Annotated in this window: 20 protein-coding genes and 1 tRNA gene; 11 read left to right on the top strand and 10 right to left on the bottom strand. The window is 55.9% G+C overall.

Annotated features, from left to right (window positions below):
- Positions 1-202 precede the first annotated feature (202 nt).
- The 3 genes from EKL30_RS09165 to EKL30_RS09155 are packed head-to-tail and all read left to right on the top strand — an operon-like array spanning position 203 to position 3,071.
- Positions 203-1,033 (top strand): MaoC family dehydratase N-terminal domain-containing protein, encoded by an 831-nt coding sequence (locus EKL30_RS09165; protein WP_126706991.1) that lies wholly within the window; start codon positions 203-205, stop codon positions 1,031-1,033.
- Complete coding sequence (locus tag EKL30_RS09160; RefSeq protein WP_126706904.1) at positions 1,030-2,253, top strand: CaiB/BaiF CoA-transferase family protein; 1,224 nt, start codon at positions 1,030-1,032, stop codon at positions 2,251-2,253. The genes EKL30_RS09165 and EKL30_RS09160 overlap by 4 nt, the downstream gene beginning before the upstream one ends.
- A complete protein-coding gene (locus EKL30_RS09155) occupies positions 2,253-3,071 on the top strand; it encodes a CoA ester lyase (protein ID WP_126706903.1) in 819 nt (272 codons plus the stop codon). The genes EKL30_RS09160 and EKL30_RS09155 overlap by 1 nt, the downstream gene beginning before the upstream one ends.
- A 36-nt stretch (positions 3,072-3,107) precedes the next feature.
- On the opposite strand, the gene folK is transcribed toward EKL30_RS09155, so the two are convergent.
- The 4 genes from folK to hda are packed head-to-tail and all read right to left on the bottom strand — an operon-like array spanning position 3,108 to position 6,412.
- Complete coding sequence (folK, locus tag EKL30_RS09150) at positions 3,108-3,584, bottom strand: 2-amino-4-hydroxy-6-hydroxymethyldihydropteridine diphosphokinase (RefSeq protein ID WP_126706902.1); 477 nt, start codon at positions 3,582-3,584, stop codon at positions 3,108-3,110.
- A 59-nt stretch (positions 3,585-3,643) separates the two neighbouring features.
- Positions 3,644-4,999 carry a polynucleotide adenylyltransferase PcnB gene (gene pcnB, locus EKL30_RS09145; protein WP_126706901.1) on the bottom strand — a complete coding sequence of 452 codons (1,356 nt, stop codon included), beginning with the start codon at positions 4,997-4,999 and terminating at the stop codon, positions 3,644-3,646.
- A 9-nt stretch (positions 5,000-5,008) separates the two neighbouring features.
- Positions 5,009-5,710: an HAD family phosphatase gene (locus EKL30_RS09140; RefSeq protein ID WP_126706900.1), complete on the bottom strand. Its 702-nt coding sequence runs from the start codon at positions 5,708-5,710 to the stop codon at positions 5,009-5,011.
- A gap of 15 nt (positions 5,711-5,725) precedes the next feature.
- Positions 5,726-6,412: a DnaA regulatory inactivator Hda gene (gene hda / locus EKL30_RS09135; RefSeq protein ID WP_126706899.1), complete on the bottom strand. Its 687-nt coding sequence runs from the start codon at positions 6,410-6,412 to the stop codon at positions 5,726-5,728.
- Between the two features lie 136 nt (positions 6,413-6,548).
- Here hda and purM point away from each other — a divergent pair, with 136 nt between their 5' ends.
- Positions 6,549-7,601: a phosphoribosylformylglycinamidine cyclo-ligase gene (gene purM / locus EKL30_RS09130; RefSeq protein WP_126706898.1), complete on the top strand. Its 1,053-nt coding sequence runs from the start codon at positions 6,549-6,551 to the stop codon at positions 7,599-7,601.
- A gap of 90 nt (positions 7,602-7,691) precedes the next feature.
- Here the strand turns inward: purM and miaA are convergent, their stop codons facing one another.
- Together miaA and mutL are read right to left on the bottom strand one after the other, a co-directional pair.
- Positions 7,692-8,630, bottom strand: a complete 939-nt coding sequence (miaA, locus tag EKL30_RS09125) for a tRNA (adenosine(37)-N6)-dimethylallyltransferase MiaA (RefSeq protein WP_126706897.1) — start codon at positions 8,628-8,630, stop codon at positions 7,692-7,694.
- On the bottom strand, positions 8,627-10,492 hold the full coding sequence (gene mutL, locus EKL30_RS09120; RefSeq protein ID WP_126706896.1) for a DNA mismatch repair endonuclease MutL: 1,866 nt from the start codon (positions 10,490-10,492) through the stop codon (positions 8,627-8,629). Before mutL ends, miaA begins: the two co-directional genes overlap by 4 nt.
- Positions 10,493-10,612: 120 nt before the next feature.
- On the opposite strand from mutL, the gene EKL30_RS09115 reads away from it, so the two are divergent.
- Positions 10,613-11,254 (top strand): VTT domain-containing protein, encoded by a 642-nt coding sequence (locus EKL30_RS09115; RefSeq protein ID WP_126706895.1) that lies wholly within the window; start codon positions 10,613-10,615, stop codon positions 11,252-11,254.
- A gap of 59 nt (positions 11,255-11,313) precedes the next feature.
- On the opposite strand, the gene EKL30_RS09110 is transcribed toward EKL30_RS09115, so the two are convergent.
- Genes EKL30_RS09110 through EKL30_RS09100 form a run of 3 tightly spaced genes read right to left on the bottom strand, consistent with a single transcriptional unit; the run spans position 11,314 to position 14,071 of the window.
- Positions 11,314-12,675 carry an N-acetylmuramoyl-L-alanine amidase gene (locus EKL30_RS09110; protein ID WP_126706894.1) on the bottom strand — a complete coding sequence of 454 codons (1,362 nt, stop codon included), beginning with the start codon at positions 12,673-12,675 and terminating at the stop codon, positions 11,314-11,316.
- Positions 12,633-13,199, bottom strand: coding sequence for a tRNA (adenosine(37)-N6)-threonylcarbamoyltransferase complex ATPase subunit type 1 TsaE (tsaE, locus tag EKL30_RS09105; RefSeq protein ID WP_126706893.1), 567 nt, complete (start codon positions 13,197-13,199; stop codon positions 12,633-12,635). Before tsaE ends, EKL30_RS09110 begins: the two co-directional genes overlap by 43 nt.
- Positions 13,172-14,071 carry an AEC family transporter gene (locus EKL30_RS09100; RefSeq protein ID WP_126706892.1) on the bottom strand — a complete coding sequence of 300 codons (900 nt, stop codon included), beginning with the start codon at positions 14,069-14,071 and terminating at the stop codon, positions 13,172-13,174. Before EKL30_RS09100 ends, tsaE begins: the two co-directional genes overlap by 28 nt.
- Before the next feature lie 199 nt (positions 14,072-14,270).
- On the opposite strand from EKL30_RS09100, the gene EKL30_RS09095 reads away from it, so the two are divergent.
- The 6 genes from EKL30_RS09095 to EKL30_RS09070 all read left to right on the top strand — a co-directional run bounded on the left by EKL30_RS09095 (position 14,271) and on the right by EKL30_RS09070 (position 18,366).
- Complete coding sequence (locus tag EKL30_RS09095; RefSeq protein ID WP_126706891.1) at positions 14,271-15,257, top strand: tripartite tricarboxylate transporter substrate binding protein BugE; 987 nt, start codon at positions 14,271-14,273, stop codon at positions 15,255-15,257.
- Between the two features lie 86 nt (positions 15,258-15,343).
- Positions 15,344-15,418 (top strand) — tRNA-Arg (locus EKL30_RS09090).
- Positions 15,419-15,542: 124 nt separating this feature from the next.
- Positions 15,543-15,728: a hypothetical protein gene (locus EKL30_RS09085; protein WP_126706890.1), complete on the top strand. Its 186-nt coding sequence runs from the start codon at positions 15,543-15,545 to the stop codon at positions 15,726-15,728.
- 60 nt (positions 15,729-15,788) lie between these two features.
- A complete protein-coding gene (locus EKL30_RS09080) occupies positions 15,789-16,838 on the top strand; it encodes a DMT family transporter (protein ID WP_126706889.1) in 1,050 nt (349 codons plus the stop codon).
- A 153-nt stretch (positions 16,839-16,991) separates the two neighbouring features.
- Complete coding sequence (locus EKL30_RS09075) at positions 16,992-17,615, top strand: family 16 glycoside hydrolase (RefSeq protein WP_126706888.1); 624 nt, start codon at positions 16,992-16,994, stop codon at positions 17,613-17,615.
- Between the two features lie 358 nt (positions 17,616-17,973).
- Entirely contained in the window at positions 17,974-18,366 is a 393-nt protein-coding gene (locus tag EKL30_RS09070) for a YkvA family protein (RefSeq protein WP_126706887.1), read from the top strand.
- Between the two features lie 96 nt (positions 18,367-18,462).
- Here EKL30_RS09070 and EKL30_RS09065 read toward each other — a convergent pair whose 3' ends face one another.
- Positions 18,463-18,957, bottom strand: a complete 495-nt coding sequence (locus EKL30_RS09065; RefSeq protein ID WP_126706886.1) for an aminoacyl-tRNA deacylase — start codon at positions 18,955-18,957, stop codon at positions 18,463-18,465.
- Positions 18,958-18,971 lie beyond the last annotated feature (14 nt).

The following is an 18,971-nucleotide window of genomic DNA, read 5'->3' as shown; positions in this document are numbered from 1 at the left end:
AGGTAGGCGGCGTTGTTGAGCAATTAAAACACTAATATATTAGTTTGTAAACCGCCTCGATATTTGGCATCTGCGCCATACCGTAATCAGTTTTTGCCTGAGGTTTAAGGTCTGTGAAGTGAGCCTTATCCAAAATGGAATTCACAAGCGGAATATAAACATGCAAGCTATGACTTTAAGTGATGTAAAAGAAGAGACACCCATGACCACCATGAATCCATCCAGCTGGGTAGGCCGTACCGAAGAATGTACCGACTCGGTCGACCTTGGCCATATCGAGAAAGTAGCACTTAGTTTGAATTCTGCGGCGCCGGCCCTGGGCAGTGAACTGCCCTTGTTGTGGCACTGGACCTTGTTTATCAAGGGAGTTCCTTACGATCAGATTGGCGATGACGGCCATCCGCAACGTGGCGGCTTCCTGCCAACTGCCGATAATCGAAATCGCATGTGGGCCGGCGGCCGGCTTGAGTTTGTGCAGCCCCTCCGGGTCGGAACTCCAGGGAAACGGGTCTCGACCATCGCTGCAGTCAACGAAAAAGACGGCCGTACCGGGAAGCTGTTATTTGTGACGGTAAAGCATGAGTATTCTCAGGAGGGAGCGCTCTGCATCTCCGAGGAACAAGATATTGTGTATCGCGAGCCTAGCCCGCCCAAGCTGGAAGGCAGCATCGCTGCGCTCAAGGGGGAATGGTCCGAGACGACTGTGCCCAGCACTGTCATGCTCTTCCGTTATTCGGCTGTGACATTCAATGGTCACCGGATCCATTACGATGAGCCCTATGTCACTAAAGCTGAGGGGTATCCCGGGCTGGTGGTTCACGGACCCATGATCGCCACCCTGATGTGCCGAGCCTTCGTTAACGCCAATCCGGGTAAAAAGGTAACCTCATTCTCGTACCGGGGCTTAAGGCCTCTGATTGCGCCGCGACCATTCCAGACCTCTGGCGTGCTGCTAGGCGCCGACAGCGCACAATTATGGGCCGAGCAAGACGGCACGCTTGCACACCAGGCAGAACTGAGGTTTACACCATGAGCCCTACAACGCAGTTAACTGATATCCCCGACTCCACCGGCTCGCGCCCATTAGATGGCATTACGGTGGTCAGTCTTGAACACGCGATCGCCGCCCCGTTTTGCACGCGTCAGTTGGCCGATATGGGCGCCCGCGTCATCAAGGTAGAGCGACCGGGTGTTGGTGACTTCGCTCGCAATTATGACGAGCGTGTCAAGGGCCTGGCCTCGCACTTCGTATGGACCAATCGTTCCAAAGAAAGCCTCACACTGGACCTGAAGCGGCCTGAGGCAAGTCAGATTCTGGCTGAGTTGCTTGGCGAGGCTGATGTGCTGGTGCAGAATCTTGCTCCCGGTGCGGCAGCCCGGCTTGGCTTGTCCTTTGACGTGCTGCACGAGAAACACCCGCGTCTGATCGTTTGCGATATCTCAGGCTACGGTGAAGGCGGGTCCTATCAAGACAAGAAAGCGTACGACCTATTGATTCAAAGCGAGAGCGGTTTCTTGTCAGTCACTGGTACGCCCGATACGCCCGCCAAGGCGGGCTGTTCAATCTCGGATATTGCAGCCGGCATGTATGCCTACAGTAGTATTTTGTCGGCCTTGCTGCTGCGTAACCGCAGTGGAAAGGGCAGCCGTATCGATGTTTCCATGCTGGAGAGCATGGTGGAATGGATGGGTTTCCCCATGTACTACGCGTTCGACGGAGCCCCGCCGCCACCGCGGGCTGGTGCTTCGCATGCGACCATCTACCCATATGGCCCTTTCCTTGTGGGCGATGGCACCGAGGTTATGCTCGGTCTACAAAACGAGCGCGAGTGGGCCGCCTTCTGCAGCATTGTTCTAAAACAACCCGAATTGGCCAACGACGGCCGGTTCAGCAGTAATTCGCAGCGCGTGGCAAATAAAGATACGCTGCGTGTGCTGATCGTGACCACGTTCGCATCAATGTCTCGCGCACAGGTCATCGAAAGGCTGGAGGCGGCACATATTGCCAATGCCGGTGTCAACACCATGCAAGATGTCTGGAATCACCCGCAGCTTGCCGAGCGTAATCGTTGGCGCGAAGTTGACAGCGCTGTCGGCCTCTTGCCCGCGCTGATGCCGCCCGCGACAAGCTCGGCATTTCAGCCACGCATGGACAAGATCCCGGCATTGGGCGAGAATTCCGCCTCCATACTTGCCGGTCTGGGTTACTCGAAAGAGCAGATCGGCGATCTCGCACAACAAGGAATCATCTAATGCAGCAACAGATTCGATCCGCCTTATTCGTACCGGCGACTCGGCCCGAGCGCTTTTCCAAGGCGCTTGGCGCAGGCGCCGATGCCGTGATCATCGATCTTGAAGATGCCGTTGAACACGGTCTTAAAGACGAGGCACGAGAACATCTGCGAGACTTTGCCAGTGCGAATCCGCAAGCCTCGTTTTGGGTTCGCATCAATGGCGCGACGACCTCCTGGTTCAACGCAGATCTAGCCATTTGCGCCGCTCACCAAAACATCACTGCGGTTTTGCTGCCCAAGGCAGAGTCCGCGCTTCAGATCCAGCAGGTCGCGCAGTCAGGCAAGACAGTATTGCCCATTGTTGAAAGCGCCAGAGGCGTTCTGGCACTCGAGCAGATGGCGGCACAGCAAGCCGTGGATCGTCTTTCGTTTGGAAGTCTCGACCTGATGCTCGAGTTGGGCACGGCTCCTGACACCGTCGGGGCAGCGCTATTGTTAAACCACATTCGTTGCCAGATTTTGCTGCATAGCTCAGCCAACGGGCTGGCCGCGCCATTGGATGGGGTCTACCCAAATTTCTCGGATCACGACGGGTTGTCGCAGTTGGCTGCGCAGGTTCGCGATATGGGTTTCGGAGGAATGCTTTGCATTCATCCTGCCCAGGTAGCCGCCATCCATGCTGCCTTCGCACCCACGGCCGCCGATACCGAGTGGGCAAAACGCATTATCGAGGTGGCCGACGCTACGGGCTCATCTGCCTTTCAGGTAGACGGCAAAATGGTAGACGCGCCGGTAATCGAGCGTGCTCATCAGATTCTTCGTCGCGTGGCGGGGTAATGGCGGGTTTGGCGGAAGCTGTTCCGCCAAGGCAACCTATGCAGGCAGTTTTGACAATGCCTGGTCGGCGCAGCCAGCAAGCAGGTCTTTTATAGGGCCTTGGGCCAGTACGAGCTCGGGCGCCAGATCGCTTAGGGGCAGTAACACAAAGGCGCGCTCATGCATGCGCGGATGTGGGACGATGAGGTCCGGCTCGTAAATTTGCTGGCCATCAAACCACAGCAGATCCAAATCAAGGGTCCGCGGAGCGTTGTGATAGGGGCGCACGCGCCCATGCTGCTGCTCGATTTGTTGCAATATACGTAGGAGCTGCGGCGCGGCGAGTGTGGTGCGCAGGGCCGCAACGGCATTGATGTAATCGGGGCCGCTCGACTCGATTGGCGCACTGCGGTATAGAGGCGAGAGTTCGATTTGGCTAATACCCGAGACGTGTGCAAGATCGGTTGCCGCTCGCAGCAAGGTTGCCCGTGCGTCGCCAAGATTTGCCCCTAATCCAATGTAAGCCAAAGCCATTATTCTTGCCCTGATATGGCCTGGCCTTGCAACAGGCCAGTGCCGTGACGTAGATTCTATTATTGTGGCGGCGTGTTCGTCTGCTGGCTAGGGCGGCGCCGCGGATTACGGCGTCGGCGGGCGGCGGGCGCCTTGCCCCGGCTCTCGGTTTGATAAGTTTCTATCATCTCGGCGCGGGTCGAATCATCGGCATTGGCCAGATCCATCCACCACTGTGCCTGAACACTATCGACCTCGTGTGCTTCAGCACGCAGTTGCAGGAAATCGACCGCGGCACGAAAGCGGGGCTGTTCAAGCATGCGCCATATGGTCTTGGGATTTGCCCGTTCAAAGCGCGCCTGCATGAACCAGATTTCGCGCATGTCGGCCTGATATCGCCGCTGTATGGCCAGCTTGCGAGTTTGCTCTTCGACGACAGAGTCGGCCGCCTGCATGAGCGCCTGCGCAGGATGCTCGCCGCCCGCACAGTACTGCTGCCAGCGCTTATTGACCAGTGTCCATAGCAAAGCGGCAAACAGGAAGCTGGGGCTGATTGTTTTGCCTGCGCGTACTCGGGCGTCAGTGCGGGCCAGGGCGAGGTCAACAAAGTTCTCGCCGCCTTCTTCTTTGAAAATCAGGTCGATCAGCGGTAGAACGCCTTCGTGCAGGCCTACGGACTGCAGCTGTCGCAGGCAATCCATGGCATGGCCGCAGGTCAGCAGCTTGAGAATTTCGTCGAACAGGCGCGAAGAAGGCACGTTCTCGATAAGAGGCGCCATGCGCGTGATGGGCTCGTATGAGGCAGGGTCTATCGTGGCATTAAGCTTGGCCGCGAAGCGCAGCGCGCGCAACATGCGGACGGGGTCTTCACGATAACGCGTCTCGGGGTCGCCGATCATGCGCACCACCCGTTTCTTCAGATCGGGGACACCTCGGTGGTAGTCGATGACCACTTCGGTAATAGGATCGTAATACAGTGCATTGAGCGTGAAGTCACGCCGGGCGGCGTCTTCTTCGTGCGAGCCGAACAAGTTGTCGCGCAGTATACGGCCATGCTCGTCGGTGTCTTGTTCGACTGAGGCGGGTGCCCGGAAAGTGGACGTCTCGATGATTTCCTGGCCGAATACCACATGCACCAGCTGGAAACGTTTGCCGATGATGCGGGCGCGCCGGAACAACGGGCGAATCTGGTTAGGCGTGGCGTTGGTTGCAACGTCGAAATCCTTCGGTTCCAGGCCCACGATCAGGTCACGCACTGCGCCGCCCACGATATAGGCCACATAACCATGTTCGTGCAAGACTTCACAAACCTTGATGGCGTGCCGCGATACATTGCGTCGGTCAATGCCGTGCTTCTCTTGAGCCAGGCGCTCCGGTCCGCGACGCGGTGTTGAAAACAGGCGTTCGACGAAATTTTTTATTGTTTGTTTAAGCATGAATGTATTTTAAGACTTTGCATCTTGCATGTCCTTGAACAGGTCAAGGATTTTCCAGCCGCGCGCTTGCGCAAGCTCGCGCAATGTGGGGCTGGGGTTAGTGGCGATAGGGTGCGTCACGACTTCCAGAAGGGGGAGGTCATTGGGCGAATCACTATAGAAGAATGAGTCTTCGAAGTCAGCTAGCTGCAAGCCCATGGCTCCCAGCCATTCGTTGACGCGTGTGATCTTGCCTGCCTGAAAACTTGGCACGCCCAGAATCTGGCCAGTGTAGCGGCCGTTATGCAATTCGGGCGTAGTGGCAATCAAGTGCGGGACGCCAAAAGCGCGGGCAATTGGAGCCGTGACAAACTCATTGGTGGCCGTGACAATTGCGCACAGATCGCCTTGCATAAGATGATTTCGAACCAAATTCTGTGCAATCGGCAATATAGCGGGACGCACGACTTCAGCCATGAAAACTTCGTGCCATTCGGCGAGTTCGCTTGCGTCGGCTCGTGTGAGCAGCCCCAACATGAATTCGGCAGATTGTTCGGCAGTCAGATTGCCTTCATTATACCGTTGCATAAGGTCTTCATTGCGGCGCTGAGCTTCGACAGGGTCGCCGGCGCGCCCAGTGCGAGCCAGGAAGTCGGCCCATTGATAGTCGCTATCGAGCGGAAGCAGTGTGTGGTCGAGATCGAACAGGGCGAGGCGTTTTGCGGACTTCATAGATGTAAATTCATATTAAGTGTGGCTGGATGCCAGCAGATCCTTAAGTAAAGGCAAGGTAATGGGCCGATGCTTCGCTAGGGAATAACGGTCGAGAGCATCTACCAAGGCGCTCAAACGGCTCATGTCGCGGGCATAGTGGGTAAGCACCCAGCTTATAACCTCGGGCGAAAGCTGTAAGCCGCGCTCGTTGGCCCGGGCTCGCAGGGCCTCGGCTCGATCTTGATCCGATAGCAATTCCAGGCGAAATACCAGATCCCAGCCTAGCCGCGTGCGCAAGTCTTCGCGTAGCGGCATGGCGAGCGGCGCCCGATCTCCGGCAGAAACAATAGCAAACGCGTCTTTCGTGGTAGCAACTTCGCGCCAGCGATTGTACAGGGCAAACAAGGCGGCCTGCCCTGCGGGATCGAGCAGTTCAATATTGTCGATGGCGATGATCTTGTGTTTGAGCTCGTCGCCTGTGGCGATGTCTTTCAGGATGGCAGGACTGTCGCCGGGTCCGTGGTATAGCGCAGCGGTCCCCGTCGCGCAGGCCCGAAGTAAATGACTTCGGCCAGCGCCGTGGGCGCCCCACAGGTAAATAGCACGGCCGCCTTTCCAATGGCGCAATGCGTCCAGCGCCGCCGCATTTTCGCCCACGACGAAGTTGTCCAGCGAGGGCGCGGAGGGTGGTAACAAGTCCAGAATCAGTTGCTGTGTCATGTGTTGTCTAATAGGGGGCGGCGCAATCAGGGCCTGCTTGCCATATTGCAGAGACGTGCATTTGCTGCGTTCATCGTAAAATCACCCCTGGTATTTAATTCAACATGCAATTCTTACACATCCCACGGCATTTCTCATGACAAACAAACATTCAGCTTCCTTGACCTATCGCGATGCAGGTGTCGATATCGATGCCGGCGATGCGCTTGTGGACCGTATCAAGCCTCTTGCTGCCAAAACCATGAGGGCCGGCGTGATGGCGGGGATTGGCGGATTTGGCGCCTTATTCGAAGTGCCAAAGCATCTTAAAGAGCCTGTTCTGGTGTCGGGAACCGATGGCGTCGGTACCAAACTGCGGCTTGCTTTCGAATGGCAGCGCCATGATACCGTGGGTATCGACCTGGTTGCCATGAGCGTCAACGACATTTTGGTTCAAGGCGCCGAGCCGCTTTTCTTTCTCGATTATTTCGCATGCGGAAAATTATCGGTCGATATCGCTGCAAGTGTAGTCGCGGGCATAGCGCGGGGCTGTGAACTCTCGGGTTGCGCTTTGATCGGCGGCGAAACGGCCGAAATGCCGGGCATGTATCCCGACGGCGAATACGACCTTGCGGGGTTTGCGGTTGGCGCGGTCGAGAAATCACGCATCATCGACGGCAAGTCTATCGTGCCTGGCGACGTAATCCTGGGCCTTGCATCCAGCGGTGCGCACTCTAATGGCTTTTCGCTGTTGCGCAAAATCCTGACCCATGCCAATGCCCGGCCCGGCCAAGATCTGGGTGGTCGGCCACTGGAAGATGTCGTAATGGAACCGACTCGTATCTATGTGAAGTCCGTGTTGGCAGCGCTTGCCGAGCATGGGCCCGCGATCAAGGGGCTGGCGCATATTACGGGTGGTGGTCTGCTCGATAACGTGCCCCGCATCCTACAGCCCGGTTTGTCGGCACAATTGCATCGCGATGCCTGGACTATGCCGCCGCTGTTCACATGGCTGCAGAAAAACGGCGGTGTTGCCGACACTGAAATGTATCGTGTATTTAATTGCGGCATCGGTATGGTTATTGTGGTCCCGGCGAATCAGGCTGAAGCCGTAAAGGCGACTCTTACGGCGCACGGCGAGCAAGTCAGTGTAGTGGGCGAAGTTGTGGACCGTGAAAGCGCTGATGCGCCGCAAACTGTAGTGGTGTAAAGAAAGTGTCCGGCGCCGTCTGTGGTCGAACATGGCGCCGGCAGTGCTGGCAGGGCGAATAGTCCGTTTCCCAGGAAAAATAAACCCGCTTTATTTTTTCGGCCAAAAGGGTGCAATCGTGTCCACGGCCCGCATGGCAGCGTCAGGACTCAGGCAGTCGATAATGTGACGCTGTGGCTCGGACCTAAGCCAGGTCAATTGACGCTTTGCCAGCTGGCGGGTGGCTGCAATTGCCTGTTCCACTGCTGCACTTAAGTCAATTTTTCCGTCCAGATAATCCCAAAGCTGCCTATATCCCACGCAACGCACTGAGGGTAAACCGGTGTGCAGTTCGCTTCGTTGGTGAAGCGCCTGCACTTCCCGCAGCAGTCCATCGTTGATCATCGTTTGATAGCGACCGGCGATTCTTGCATGCAGGGCAAGGCGGTCCGACGGCTCAAGGCTGACGGTGATGAATTCGAGTTCGCTGTCTTGCTGTGGTCGGGCATCGGCCAGCCATGCCGACATCGGCCTGCCGCTGATTCGGTAGATTTCGATGGCGCGCTGCAAGCGCTGGCTGTCATTGGGCGCCAGGCGCGCTGCGGTTATCGGATCATAATCGGCCAATTGCCGGTGCAGTTCGGGCCAGCCAGAGATTTGTGCTTCGAGGTCGATTTGCATTCGAACTGCAGCGTCGGCGGCGGGTAAATCGTTAAGCCCTTCCCTTAGGGCCTTGTAGTAGAGCATCGTTCCGCCACACAGCAATGGGATTTTTCCGCGTACCGTGATATCACGAATCAAGGCTGTTGCGTCTTGCTGGAACTCAGCGGCTGAATAGCTTTGCGCCGGATCCCGTATATCAAGGAGATGGTGCGGAACGAATGCCTGTTCGGCCCTCGACGGCTTTGCGGTACCGATATCCATACCGCGGTAAATCGTGGCGGAATCGACAATAATGATTTCAATCGGCCAGCGTTGTGCCAACGCCAGGGTCGCAGCGCTTTTGCCGGCGGCAGTGGGCCCCGCAAGGCATATGATGTTCTTTTTCATTCGCCACGCATGAACATACGGTCCAGGTCGCTGATTCGGAATTGGACCCAAGTCGGCCGGCCATGATTGCATTGGTCGGCCCTTTCGGTTTGTTCCATTTCGCGCAACAAGCCGTTCATTTCATCGATCGTCAGGCGCCGGTTTGCTCGTACCGAGCCATGGCAGGCCATCGTCGACAGCAGTTCGTTTCGCTGTTCGATCAGGCGCGGCGAACTACCCACCTGCGCCAAGTCGCGCAGTACATTGCGTGCCAGCGACTCGATATCGCCATTGGATAAAAGTGCGGGCACTGCGCGAACGGCAATGGTCGCGGGCCCGGTGGGCCTTAACGTAAGACCTAACTGACTCAGGGTATCGCCATGCTCTTCAAGCAATCCGATTTCCTTTTCGCTCACGGCAAATACGACTGGAACAAGCAGTTCCTGGCAGGGCAAACTCTGTGCATCCATTGCCTTTTTTAATTGTTCATAGACGATACGCTCGTGAGCGGCATGCATATCAACCAGAATCAGCCCTGCATGATTCTGCGCGAGGATGTAAATCCCGTGTAATTGGCCAAGCGCCATGCCCAATGGAAATTCATGATCTGCTAAGGTCGAGCTCGGGCCAGACCGCGCTGGCGTGGCTGCCGATTCCAAAGGACGATAAAACGACTGCCACTGGGCGGTAGTGTCGGCGCCGGAGTCGCGCAAAGGAAACGCGCGCTGTAACTGCTGTGGCGAAAAAAACGAGGCTCCAGAGCGGCCAGGCAGGCCATCGGGATAGTTATCCCTTGCCAACGGGCTATTCGGCTCGTGGGACCTATATTGATCCGGCGGCGCTGGGGGCATGCCAGTTGACGTTTCGGCAGCATGGCCGGTTTCGGCGGATTGGCCCCCGACACTTGCCAAAGTGTGCGCAAGCGTCTGGGACACGAATCGATGAATAGCACCGCTCTCGCGGAAACGCACTTCGTGTTTGGCAGGATGAACGTTTACGTCGACTCCGGCAGGATCGACCATCAGGAACAGCACGTAGGCAGGTTGCCGGTCGCCATGCAGCACATCGGCGTATGCCTGTCGTATCGCATGCGCTACGGTCCGGTCTTTCACATACCTTCCGTTCACATATAAATACTGGCGGTCGGCACGGCTGCGGGCATAGGTCGGCCGTGTCACGATACCTCGCAGGGAGATCAAGCCATGTTCGCGTTCGACCTCAAGACCCTGATCGATAAATTCGGCACCCAGCACATCACGTACGCGCTGGGCGATGTCAGTCGCCCGCCACTGACGCTGGGGTTTGTCGTTATGGAATAGACGAAAGGCAATATCGGGTTGTGCCAAAGCGATGCGCTCCAGCGCATCGACGCAGTGCCCGTACTCGGTGGCTTCGGCACGAAGGAATTTGCGCCGGGCGGGTACCTCGTCGAAAAGCTGACGCACGTCGATCGTCGTACCCACGGGGCCGGATGCAGCGGCAGGACTGCTGGCCGCCGACTCTACCTGCCATGCATGAGGGTCGCCCGCCGTTCGGGAGGTGAGGGCAATTCGTGCCACCGAGGCAATAGATGCCAGCGCCTCACCACGAAAGCCCATCGAGTTCACGGCTTCGAGTTCGCGCAGGCTTGTGATTTTATTAGTGGCATGGCGTGTCAATGCCAAGCTGAGTTCCCTCGCCGGGATACCCCAGCCATCGTCGCTTACGGCAATTCGGCGTATGCCGCCGCCGTCCAGTCGTATTTCAATCGCGCGGGCACCGGCGTCAATGGCGTTCTCGAGGAGTTCTTTCAGGACTGAAGCCGGCCGTTCGATCACTTCGCCGGCAGCAATCTGGCTGATCAGTAAATCAGGTAATGGAGCAATGGAGCGGCGTTCGGGCATTCAGGATTCCGTTAGACTAACTTAAGGCGATTGGCTTGATTTTAGCTGTTTGAAACGTAACGTTCTTACGCCGCTGCTTCGAACGCGTTATATTGCTGTATCTTTTTTTGGTTGCCCGCTATGCCCGATTTGTTAAACATGATCCTCCATATCGACCAGTTTCTGGGTACCTTCGTTACCCAGTATGGTGAATGGATATACCTGGTGCTGTTTCTGATTATTTTCGGAGAAACGGGATTTGTTGTGCTGCCTTTTTTACCGGGCGATTCCTTATTGTTCATCGCCGGTGCCTTCGGTGCCTCCGGTATGCTGAACCCGGTGTTGTTATCCGTTATCCTGATCATCGCCGCGATATTGGGCAATACGGTGAACTACGCGATAGGGCGGTATATCGGACCGCGCGTTTTTACCAGCAATTTCCGCTTTCTCGACCGCAGTGCCCTGATCAAGACACATGTCTTTTATGAAAAACATGGCGGTAAAACCATTGTTATGTCGCGATTTTTGCCCATTTTTCGTACCTTCGCTCCTTTCGTGGCGGGCGTAGGCAGCATGAATTTTGTGCGCTTTCAGTTATTCAATATATCGGGCGCCGTTCTGTGGATAGGAAGTTTGGTCACCTTGGGATACTTTTTTGGCAACGTCCCGATCATCAAAGAACACTTGAACACCATCGTGCTGATCGGCATCGGCGCCGCTGCAATACCGGTGCTATTCGGGGCCGTGTGGAAAATATTCAAGAAGAAGTCGCCGGCTGCTTGAATAGGGTAGTAAACAGGCCTGTGGCCCGTTTACGTGACCACTGTAAGGGGAAGGGTAAGTCAGGCCTTGCGCGCCAGGGCAGGGCGTGTAGCGAAATAATCGCTGATTCCGCTTAGCATGGCTTTGGCAATACGGTCTTGGTGCGCTGGGCTGCGAAGCAGGCGTTCCTCTTCGGGATTGCTGATAAAAGCAGTCTCGACCAGAATAGAAGGGATATCTGGCGCTTTCAATACCGCAAACCCGGCTCGTTCAACACGGTTCTTGTGCAAGGTGTTGATTTTTCCGATTTCGCTCAGTATGCGGTCGCCTACTCGCACCGAATCGTTGATCTGTGCGGCGGTGGAAAGGTCGAGCAATACCTGGGCAATCTGCTTGTTGTGCGAACCCAAGTTTATTCCGCCGATCAGGTCAGCATCATTTTCACGCTGCGCCATCCAGCGCGCCGCCGAACTGGTGGCGCCATTCTGGGACAATGCGAAAACTGAAGAACCGCGCGCGCTGGGCTTGATCCAGGCATCGGCGTGGATGGAAATAAACAAATCGGCTTTAACGCGGCGCGCTTTTTGAACCCGAACCTGCAACGGCACAAAGTAATCGTTGTCGCGCGTCAGGTAGGCGCGCATATTGGGTTGTGAATCGATAAGCTTTTTCAGGCGCCGCGCGATATTTAAAACAATGTCTTTTTCGCGCGTGCCATTCCGGCCGATAGCGCCTGGGTCTTCACCCCCATGGCCTGGGTCCAGGGCGACGAGAATCGGGCGTGCTTCGTCACGGGGTTGAGCCACGCTAGGCGGGGGCGGGGCTGGCGCCTGCGGTTTTTTGGCGATCGGCGGCAGCTTCTGCCCATTGACTGAAGGAATGGGTGCCTCAGAGGGGGCGTTCTGGGCCAGATCTTCCAGCACCTGCGCCAAGGGGTCGCTGTCCTTGTTGCCCATGATGGCCAGCAGAGGATCCTGGGCAACCTTGGGATACAAATCAAGCACTAATCGATACTTATATTCGCCGATAGGTTTCAGAGTGAACACCTGCGGTGCGATCGGCTGTTTCAAGTCCATTACCAGGCGGATTACGTCAGGTCTGTTCTGAGCAACCCGTACCGATGCGATATACGGATCGTTTGGACGAATTTTCGAAACCAGATCATTGATCGCCCGGTTCATGGTCAGGCCCTGGATATCCACCACGAGCCGGTCCGGTCCTTCAAGCGTGAAGTGTTCAGCCTTTAGCTCGCTATCCATTTCGAGCGTCACACGGGTGTATTCATCGGCGGGCCAGGTTCGCACGGCCAATATGGTGCCCGCCATTGCCATGCGAGGAACGACAGGAAGAATAAATAAAGTGCTTGCGGTTGCTATGAGCCGGCGGCGCGAGAATCCGTTCAGGGAGATTCCTGAGGAGGAAGGGCAAGAGTCGTCAGCCATAATTTTCCTTTGTTGCTATGGGCAGTTAAGCTGGCGTGCCGCCCGTGGTCTGCATATTCGAGATAAATGTCGAGATCTGGAGGGGGTAATAGTGCCCCGGCTTGCTCCGGCCATTCGATCAAAACTACTGCATTTTCATCGAGTATATCGCGAAAACCGGCATCAGCCCATTCTCGAGAGTCGCTAAATCTATAGAAATCAAGGTGATAGAAGTCTAAGTTAGAAAGATTATAGCTTTCTATAAGGGCGTAGCTGGGACTTTTTATTTTTCCGGTAATTCCAGACGCTCGCAAAAGCGCGCGCGCGAAGCTGGTTTTGCCAGCACCGAGGTCGCCGTGCAGATGAATTCGGCCGCCGCGCTGTTCGTGGCCAAACGCTGGATGGACGCCGCATAACATCGGAGCCAGCTGTGCGGCCAACGCAATTGTGGCGTCTTCATCGGGCAAATACAGTCTTTTGGTAGTCAAAATTAACCTGTTTGTTGTCGTGGGTATCGCTATAGGTAGGCGCCTAGCATGAGCCATAGCGGAATGGTCAACGCCGAGATAACAGTGCCACTTGACATGGTCACCGCTACGAGGGAACCGTTTCCTCCCATTCTCGCCGCAAGGACGTGGGCTGACGACGCCGTCGGCAAGGCACTAAAAAGCAACAGCATCTGGCGTTCGATCATGCTGAGATTCAGCGCCCATCCGATAACTACCGCCGCAATCGGCATGATCAGTAAGCGGACGGCGAGCATCCATGACATTAGTTTTCCCGCACCTTTTCCACCGTGAAGGGATAGCGTTGCACCCACGCACATCAAGCCGATCGCGAGTGCGCACGCGCCCAGCCGGCCAAGGCTGACCTGGATTACATCGGGAATTGGCACCGCGAAAAGGTTAAATATCAGCGCCAGGGCCGTCGCAATGATAAACGGATTCTTGACGATTTCCTTGAATACACGGCCTCCGTTTTGGCGAGCCAGGGCGTGCACAGCGGCCATATTCGCCAATGGCACGGCAAACCCTACGATCACCGCCATAATGGCCAGTCCCGCTGAACCGCCAAGGCCGCCAGCGAGCGACAAACCTATATAAGTATTGAATCGATACGCACATTGCGCGATCGAAGCATGCGCCATGGGGTTGGGCCGAAGCACCGGGACAGCTAGCCAAGACATGGCAACACCGAAGGCCATAACCAGCACGGTGGCTACCAGCAAAATATAGGTCGTCGACAGGCTCAGCGGCGTTTTAGTAATGGAATGAAACAGAAGCGCGGGAAACAGCACAAAGTACACAAGTCGCTCCGCGCCTCGGAAGAACTCGGCGGAGAATGCCAGTTTATGTAGCAACAGCCAACCCAGGGCAATAAGCAAAAAGTCGGGCAGGACCAGCTGGATCACAGACATGAAGCACTTATGGGAGCATGAAACGGGACGTCATTTTAGGCCATTGTTGACGAAGTATCGGCGCCTTGCCCACTGGTTGTGGCGCAATGAATGTGATAGGTGATTTCTGACAATTGCTGTTATTCTGCCAGCACAGTTAATCGCCTTGTTTTAGAATAGCGCGGCGTTAACAAATATTATTCTAAAGAGAGACTTTCCTATGGTTCCATTTCGCAATAAATTCGCCGTTCTTGCCTTGGTAACGGGCGTTGCATCAGTTTTTGGTGCAGGCGCTGCCCACGCTGCTTATCCCGAACAACCTATTCGCGTCATCGTGCCATTTGCGCCGGGCGGGTCAACGGACATCGTCGCGCGCATCGTGACACAACGCATGGGGCAAGAGCTCGGACAGACGTTTGTCGTCGAGAACAAGGGGGGCGCAGGCGGTGCAATAGGTGCGGCCGAGGCGGCGCGAGCCAAACCCGATGGCTACACACTTTCCATCGCAACGGTGTCTACGCTGGCAGTGCTTCCCGCATGTCGTCCTAAAGATCTTCCTTATGATGCCGTGAATGACTTCATGCCGGTAACGAATTTCGCCAACGTACCTAACGTTATTGAAGTCAATCCCAAGTTTCCAGCCAAGGACTTCAAAGAGTTCGTAAAAGTTCTTAAGGACAATCCCGGCAAGTATTCATATGGTAGTTCGGGCACATGCTCGGTACTTCACCTGTTCGGCGAGGCCTTCAAGCTTGCCACTCAAACTGACGCTGTACACATTCCCTACAAGGGATCGGGCCCGGCAGTAACGGATGCTGTGGGTGGCCAGATCGCCATCATGTTCGATAACCTGCCGTCTTCCATGGCGCAGATACAGGCCGGAAACTTGCGCGCCTTGGCTGTCGCGTGGCCTCAAAGACTGCCTGCACTGAAAGACGTTCCCACGCTGGCAGAAGTGGGTTACCCGCAGCTTAACCAACCCGCATGGTACGGCTTGCTCGCCCCGAAGGGGACGTCTCCCGAAATCGTCAAGAAATTGCGTGATGCCGCTGTAGTGGCGCTAAAAGATCCAAAAGTGATTGAAGCGCTCGAAAAGCAAGGCGCGGCTCCTTCGGGCAATACACCCGAGGAATTTGGCAAGGAAATCAAAACGCAATACGAGTGGGCCAGAGACGTTGTCGCCAAAGGCAATATAAAGCTTGAATAAGTAAAGGTAGCGCTAGGAAAAACCGGGGCAATCGTCCCGGTTTTTTTTCGACGGTGTAGTGCCTTATAATTCCGCTCTCATCTTACGTCTCCATAGTTAAATGGATATAACTTTCCCCTCCTAAGGGAAGATTGCAGGTTCGATTCCTGCTGGAGACGCCACTGCCTTACTGAATGTGCACATCGGACGCCCAAGAGCGTCTATTTTTGTACGCGCGGAATTGTCAAAGCCTTTATCCGTGCGGGCCCCCAAGTGTTCCCTGGTCAGCTTAAAGATTGCCAGTGCTTGCGCGTCTCCGAAGGCGTGCCACAGAATGGTTACCTTGCCGACATCCTGGCCGCTAACTTTGTGTCTCGCTGGATGATGGCGCGGTCCGTCGCTTGGCCCCTCGCGTTTCTGCGCAACTTTTTGTTGGCCGCGCGTCTGCGAAGCTGGATTGCTGGGCGTGGCAAGGCGCCTGATGCCGCCTGACATGGCACTGATCTGAGCGGCCTACACGTTCATCCACCAAGCACCTAGGGAAAACCGACCATGAACTGGAAGCAAGGCTTGCAAAAACCAGGCGTGATGAGCGCCTTACTGGCCGCGTTGCTATTTGGCGCTGGAACGCCCCTGGCCAAATTGCTCCTCGAGAGCGTCAGCCCGTGGCTCTTGGCGGGCTTACTGTATCTGGGCTCGGGTATTGGACTAACGCTCTATCGCCGCGTAAGGCGCGCTCCGGCGGTGCGCTTACCGCCCCACGAATTGCCCTGGTTACTTGGGGCCATTGGAGCCGGCGGTGTGGTCGGGCCCGTCTTGCTCATGCTTGGCCTGACCGGTATGCCAGCGTCCGGCGCCTCTTTATTATTAAACGCCGAGGGTGTATTCACGGCACTCTTGGCCTGGTTTGTCTTCAAAGAGAACTTTGATCGGCGCATCGCCCTTGGCATGGTCGCCATTGTCGCCGGTGCGCTTGTCTTGAGCTGGCCCGGCGAAGCGCGTTTTGCCGGTATGTGGCCGGCTTTGGCAGTGCTCGGCGCTTGTTTCGCATGGGGCATTGACAATAATCTGACACGCAAGGTGTCGCTTACCGATGCCACCTGGATCGCTGCGGTGAAGGGCTTAGCGGCGGGCGTCGTGAATTTGATCTTAGCCTTCATATTGGGTGCCTCATTGCCAGCATGGCCCAGCCTCTCGGGCGCGATGGTGGTCGGCTTCCTGGCGTATGGCGTAAGCCTGGCGCTATTCGTGGTCAGCCTGCGCCATTTGGGCACGGCGCGCACCGGCGCGTACTTTTCGGTGGCGCCATTTTTCGGTGCGGTCTTGGCCATTGCACTGGGCGAACCGGTTACTGTGCCCCTGCTCATCGCTGGCGCCCTGATGGCGCTTGGCATTTGGTTGCATCTAACCGAGCGCCACCACCACACCCATACGCATGAAATCTTGGAGCACGATCATGAGCACACGCACGACGAACACCATCAACACACCCACGACGAGCCCGTTGTTCCAGGAACCACACATCGACACTGGCATCGCCATGAGCCGTTAACGCATACTCATGAACATTTTCCCGATGCGCACCATCGGCACAAGCATTGATAACGTGGTTTGCGACTCGTCGTCGCGATGCAGTAGTGGGCCATTCAAAGCCCACGTAAATATGTAGCGTTTATTACCACAAGCTGAAACGCACAACCGGCCGCCCAAAATGAATTGAAGCGGCGCTCCACCACTGGCCTCGAGGAGACTTCTATGAAAGCATTGATCATAACTCTGGCACTTTTCACGACATCAACTTATGCAGCGGCAGCTACGGTAACCTTTGATGCGGATTCGGTCGGCCAACCTCCGTCGGACTGGACTTGCGGCGCTACGGGGAAAGGTAAGCCGCACTGGAGTATTGAGCCTGACGCGAGTGCACCGAGCGGCGCGAAGGTGTTGAAGCAATCCGGCTCGGCCACGTATCCGTGGTGCGTTAACAATGCGGTGACCATGGCCGATGGTGCAGTGGAGGTGAAGTTCAAGGCTCTTGCTGGCAAGCAGGATCAGGCCGGCGGCGTGGTGTGGCGCTGGAAAGATGGCGATAATTATTACGTTGCACGCGCCAACGCGTTGGAAGGAAACGTCTCTCTTTACTATACGATCAACGGCTCCCGTAAAACCTTGGCGTACAAGGATGCGCCGGTCGCGCCTCATCAATGGCACACGTTGCGGGTTGTCTTCAGCGGAACGACGATCCAAGTCTTGCTCGACGGGAAAAAGTATATTGAACTGCAAGACAACCATATTGCGGGGGCGGGGCACGTCGGCGTCTGGACCAAGGCGGATAGCGTGACGCTATTTGGTCAATTTATCTATAGTGCGTCCGCACCGTAGCGCTTGGCCGCCGTGCCGTGCAGCATAAAGCCGCCAAGTGATCGGCTTATGCTCTATTGCATGTTTGGCTGCATTGCGCCTGATTGCGATCGGGATGCGAGGTAGGAACCTTCGCTCAAGAAAGAGCATCGATCTGCACGGATTCGGCCTGACCAAGGTGCGCAAAAAAAACGACACGGCGTGATCCCTTTGCATTTTTTGCTGAGCTAATCGGTGCCGCGCATACCCGTCAACTTCTTTACAGCGGGTTGTGGATCCACGGCTTTCGGCCAAAAAGCAGCTCTTGGCAGCTACCGCGTAATTCGGCCACATCTCCTATAATCCATGGGAAATAGACTCGAAATCCATCGCAAATCCCATGAGCATCAGCGACAACTTGAAAGCCTGGGCCAAGCGAATAAAGCGTGACGGCGTAACGCTTTGGTTTGCAGGCAAGAATCGCAGAACGCCTTGGTATGCGAAGGCCCTGGGGGTGTTTGTGGTGGCCTATGCGCTGAGTCCCATTGACCTGATTCCCGACTTCATCCCAGTGTTGGGCTATGTTGATGATGTTTTGCTGCTTCCCGGACTAATCTGGTTAACCATCAGACTCTTGCCGCCTGAGGTACTCGCGGAATGTCGCGCCCAAGCAGACGAGTGGATGCAGGCGAAGGGTTCGAAACCAAGCAGCCGGGCTGGCGTGGTCCTAATCATGGCGCTATGGCTAGCCACAGGCGTAGCGGCATGGTTTTGGCTTAAGTCGCGTCCATAGGCCGTAAAAGTTTGACGCCCATGGTCGCCAATGCAGAGCGGATGCATGCCGATCTCCCCGACCTTTCGTGTCATCCGACTGCTGCGTACGCCGCGTTCAACTTTTCGGCAAAGCCACATTCACTGTCTTGGCGCCAAGTGGGTCGGCCAGCGTTCGCGCCGGAACCCCGATCAAATAGCCGCGCTTGCCGCCGTTCACATAGATTACCGAATACGCCAGAAGCCCTGCTTCTATCCATACCGGCATTTTCTTGCGCGTTGCGAATGGCGATGTACCGCCGACTAGATAGCCGGAATGCTTTTGAGCATTGTCTGGGGTGCAGGGGCTCACGCTTTTAACGCCTATCTGTCGAGCCAGATTTTTCGTCGACACCTCGCAGTCTCCATGCATGACCATAACCAAAGGATGTGATTTTTCATCTTCCATGATCAAGGTCTTTGCAACCTGATGCAAATCCAACCCTAGCCGATTTGCCGCCACCGTTGCACCTCCGTGATCCACGTAGTCATAAGGATGCTCACTGTAGGCGATCTGGTGTTTCTTCAGGAATTGTGTCGCTGGGGTTTCCGAAACGTGCTTTTCTTTTGCCATGATTCTGCATTGAT

Source organism: Candidimonas sp. SYP-B2681 (assembly GCF_003971065.1).
GTDB lineage: Bacteria > Pseudomonadota > Gammaproteobacteria > Burkholderiales > Burkholderiaceae_B > Pollutimonas.
The sequence above is the reverse complement of the archived record's forward strand: the minus strand, read 5'-3'. Positions and strand labels throughout refer to the sequence as shown.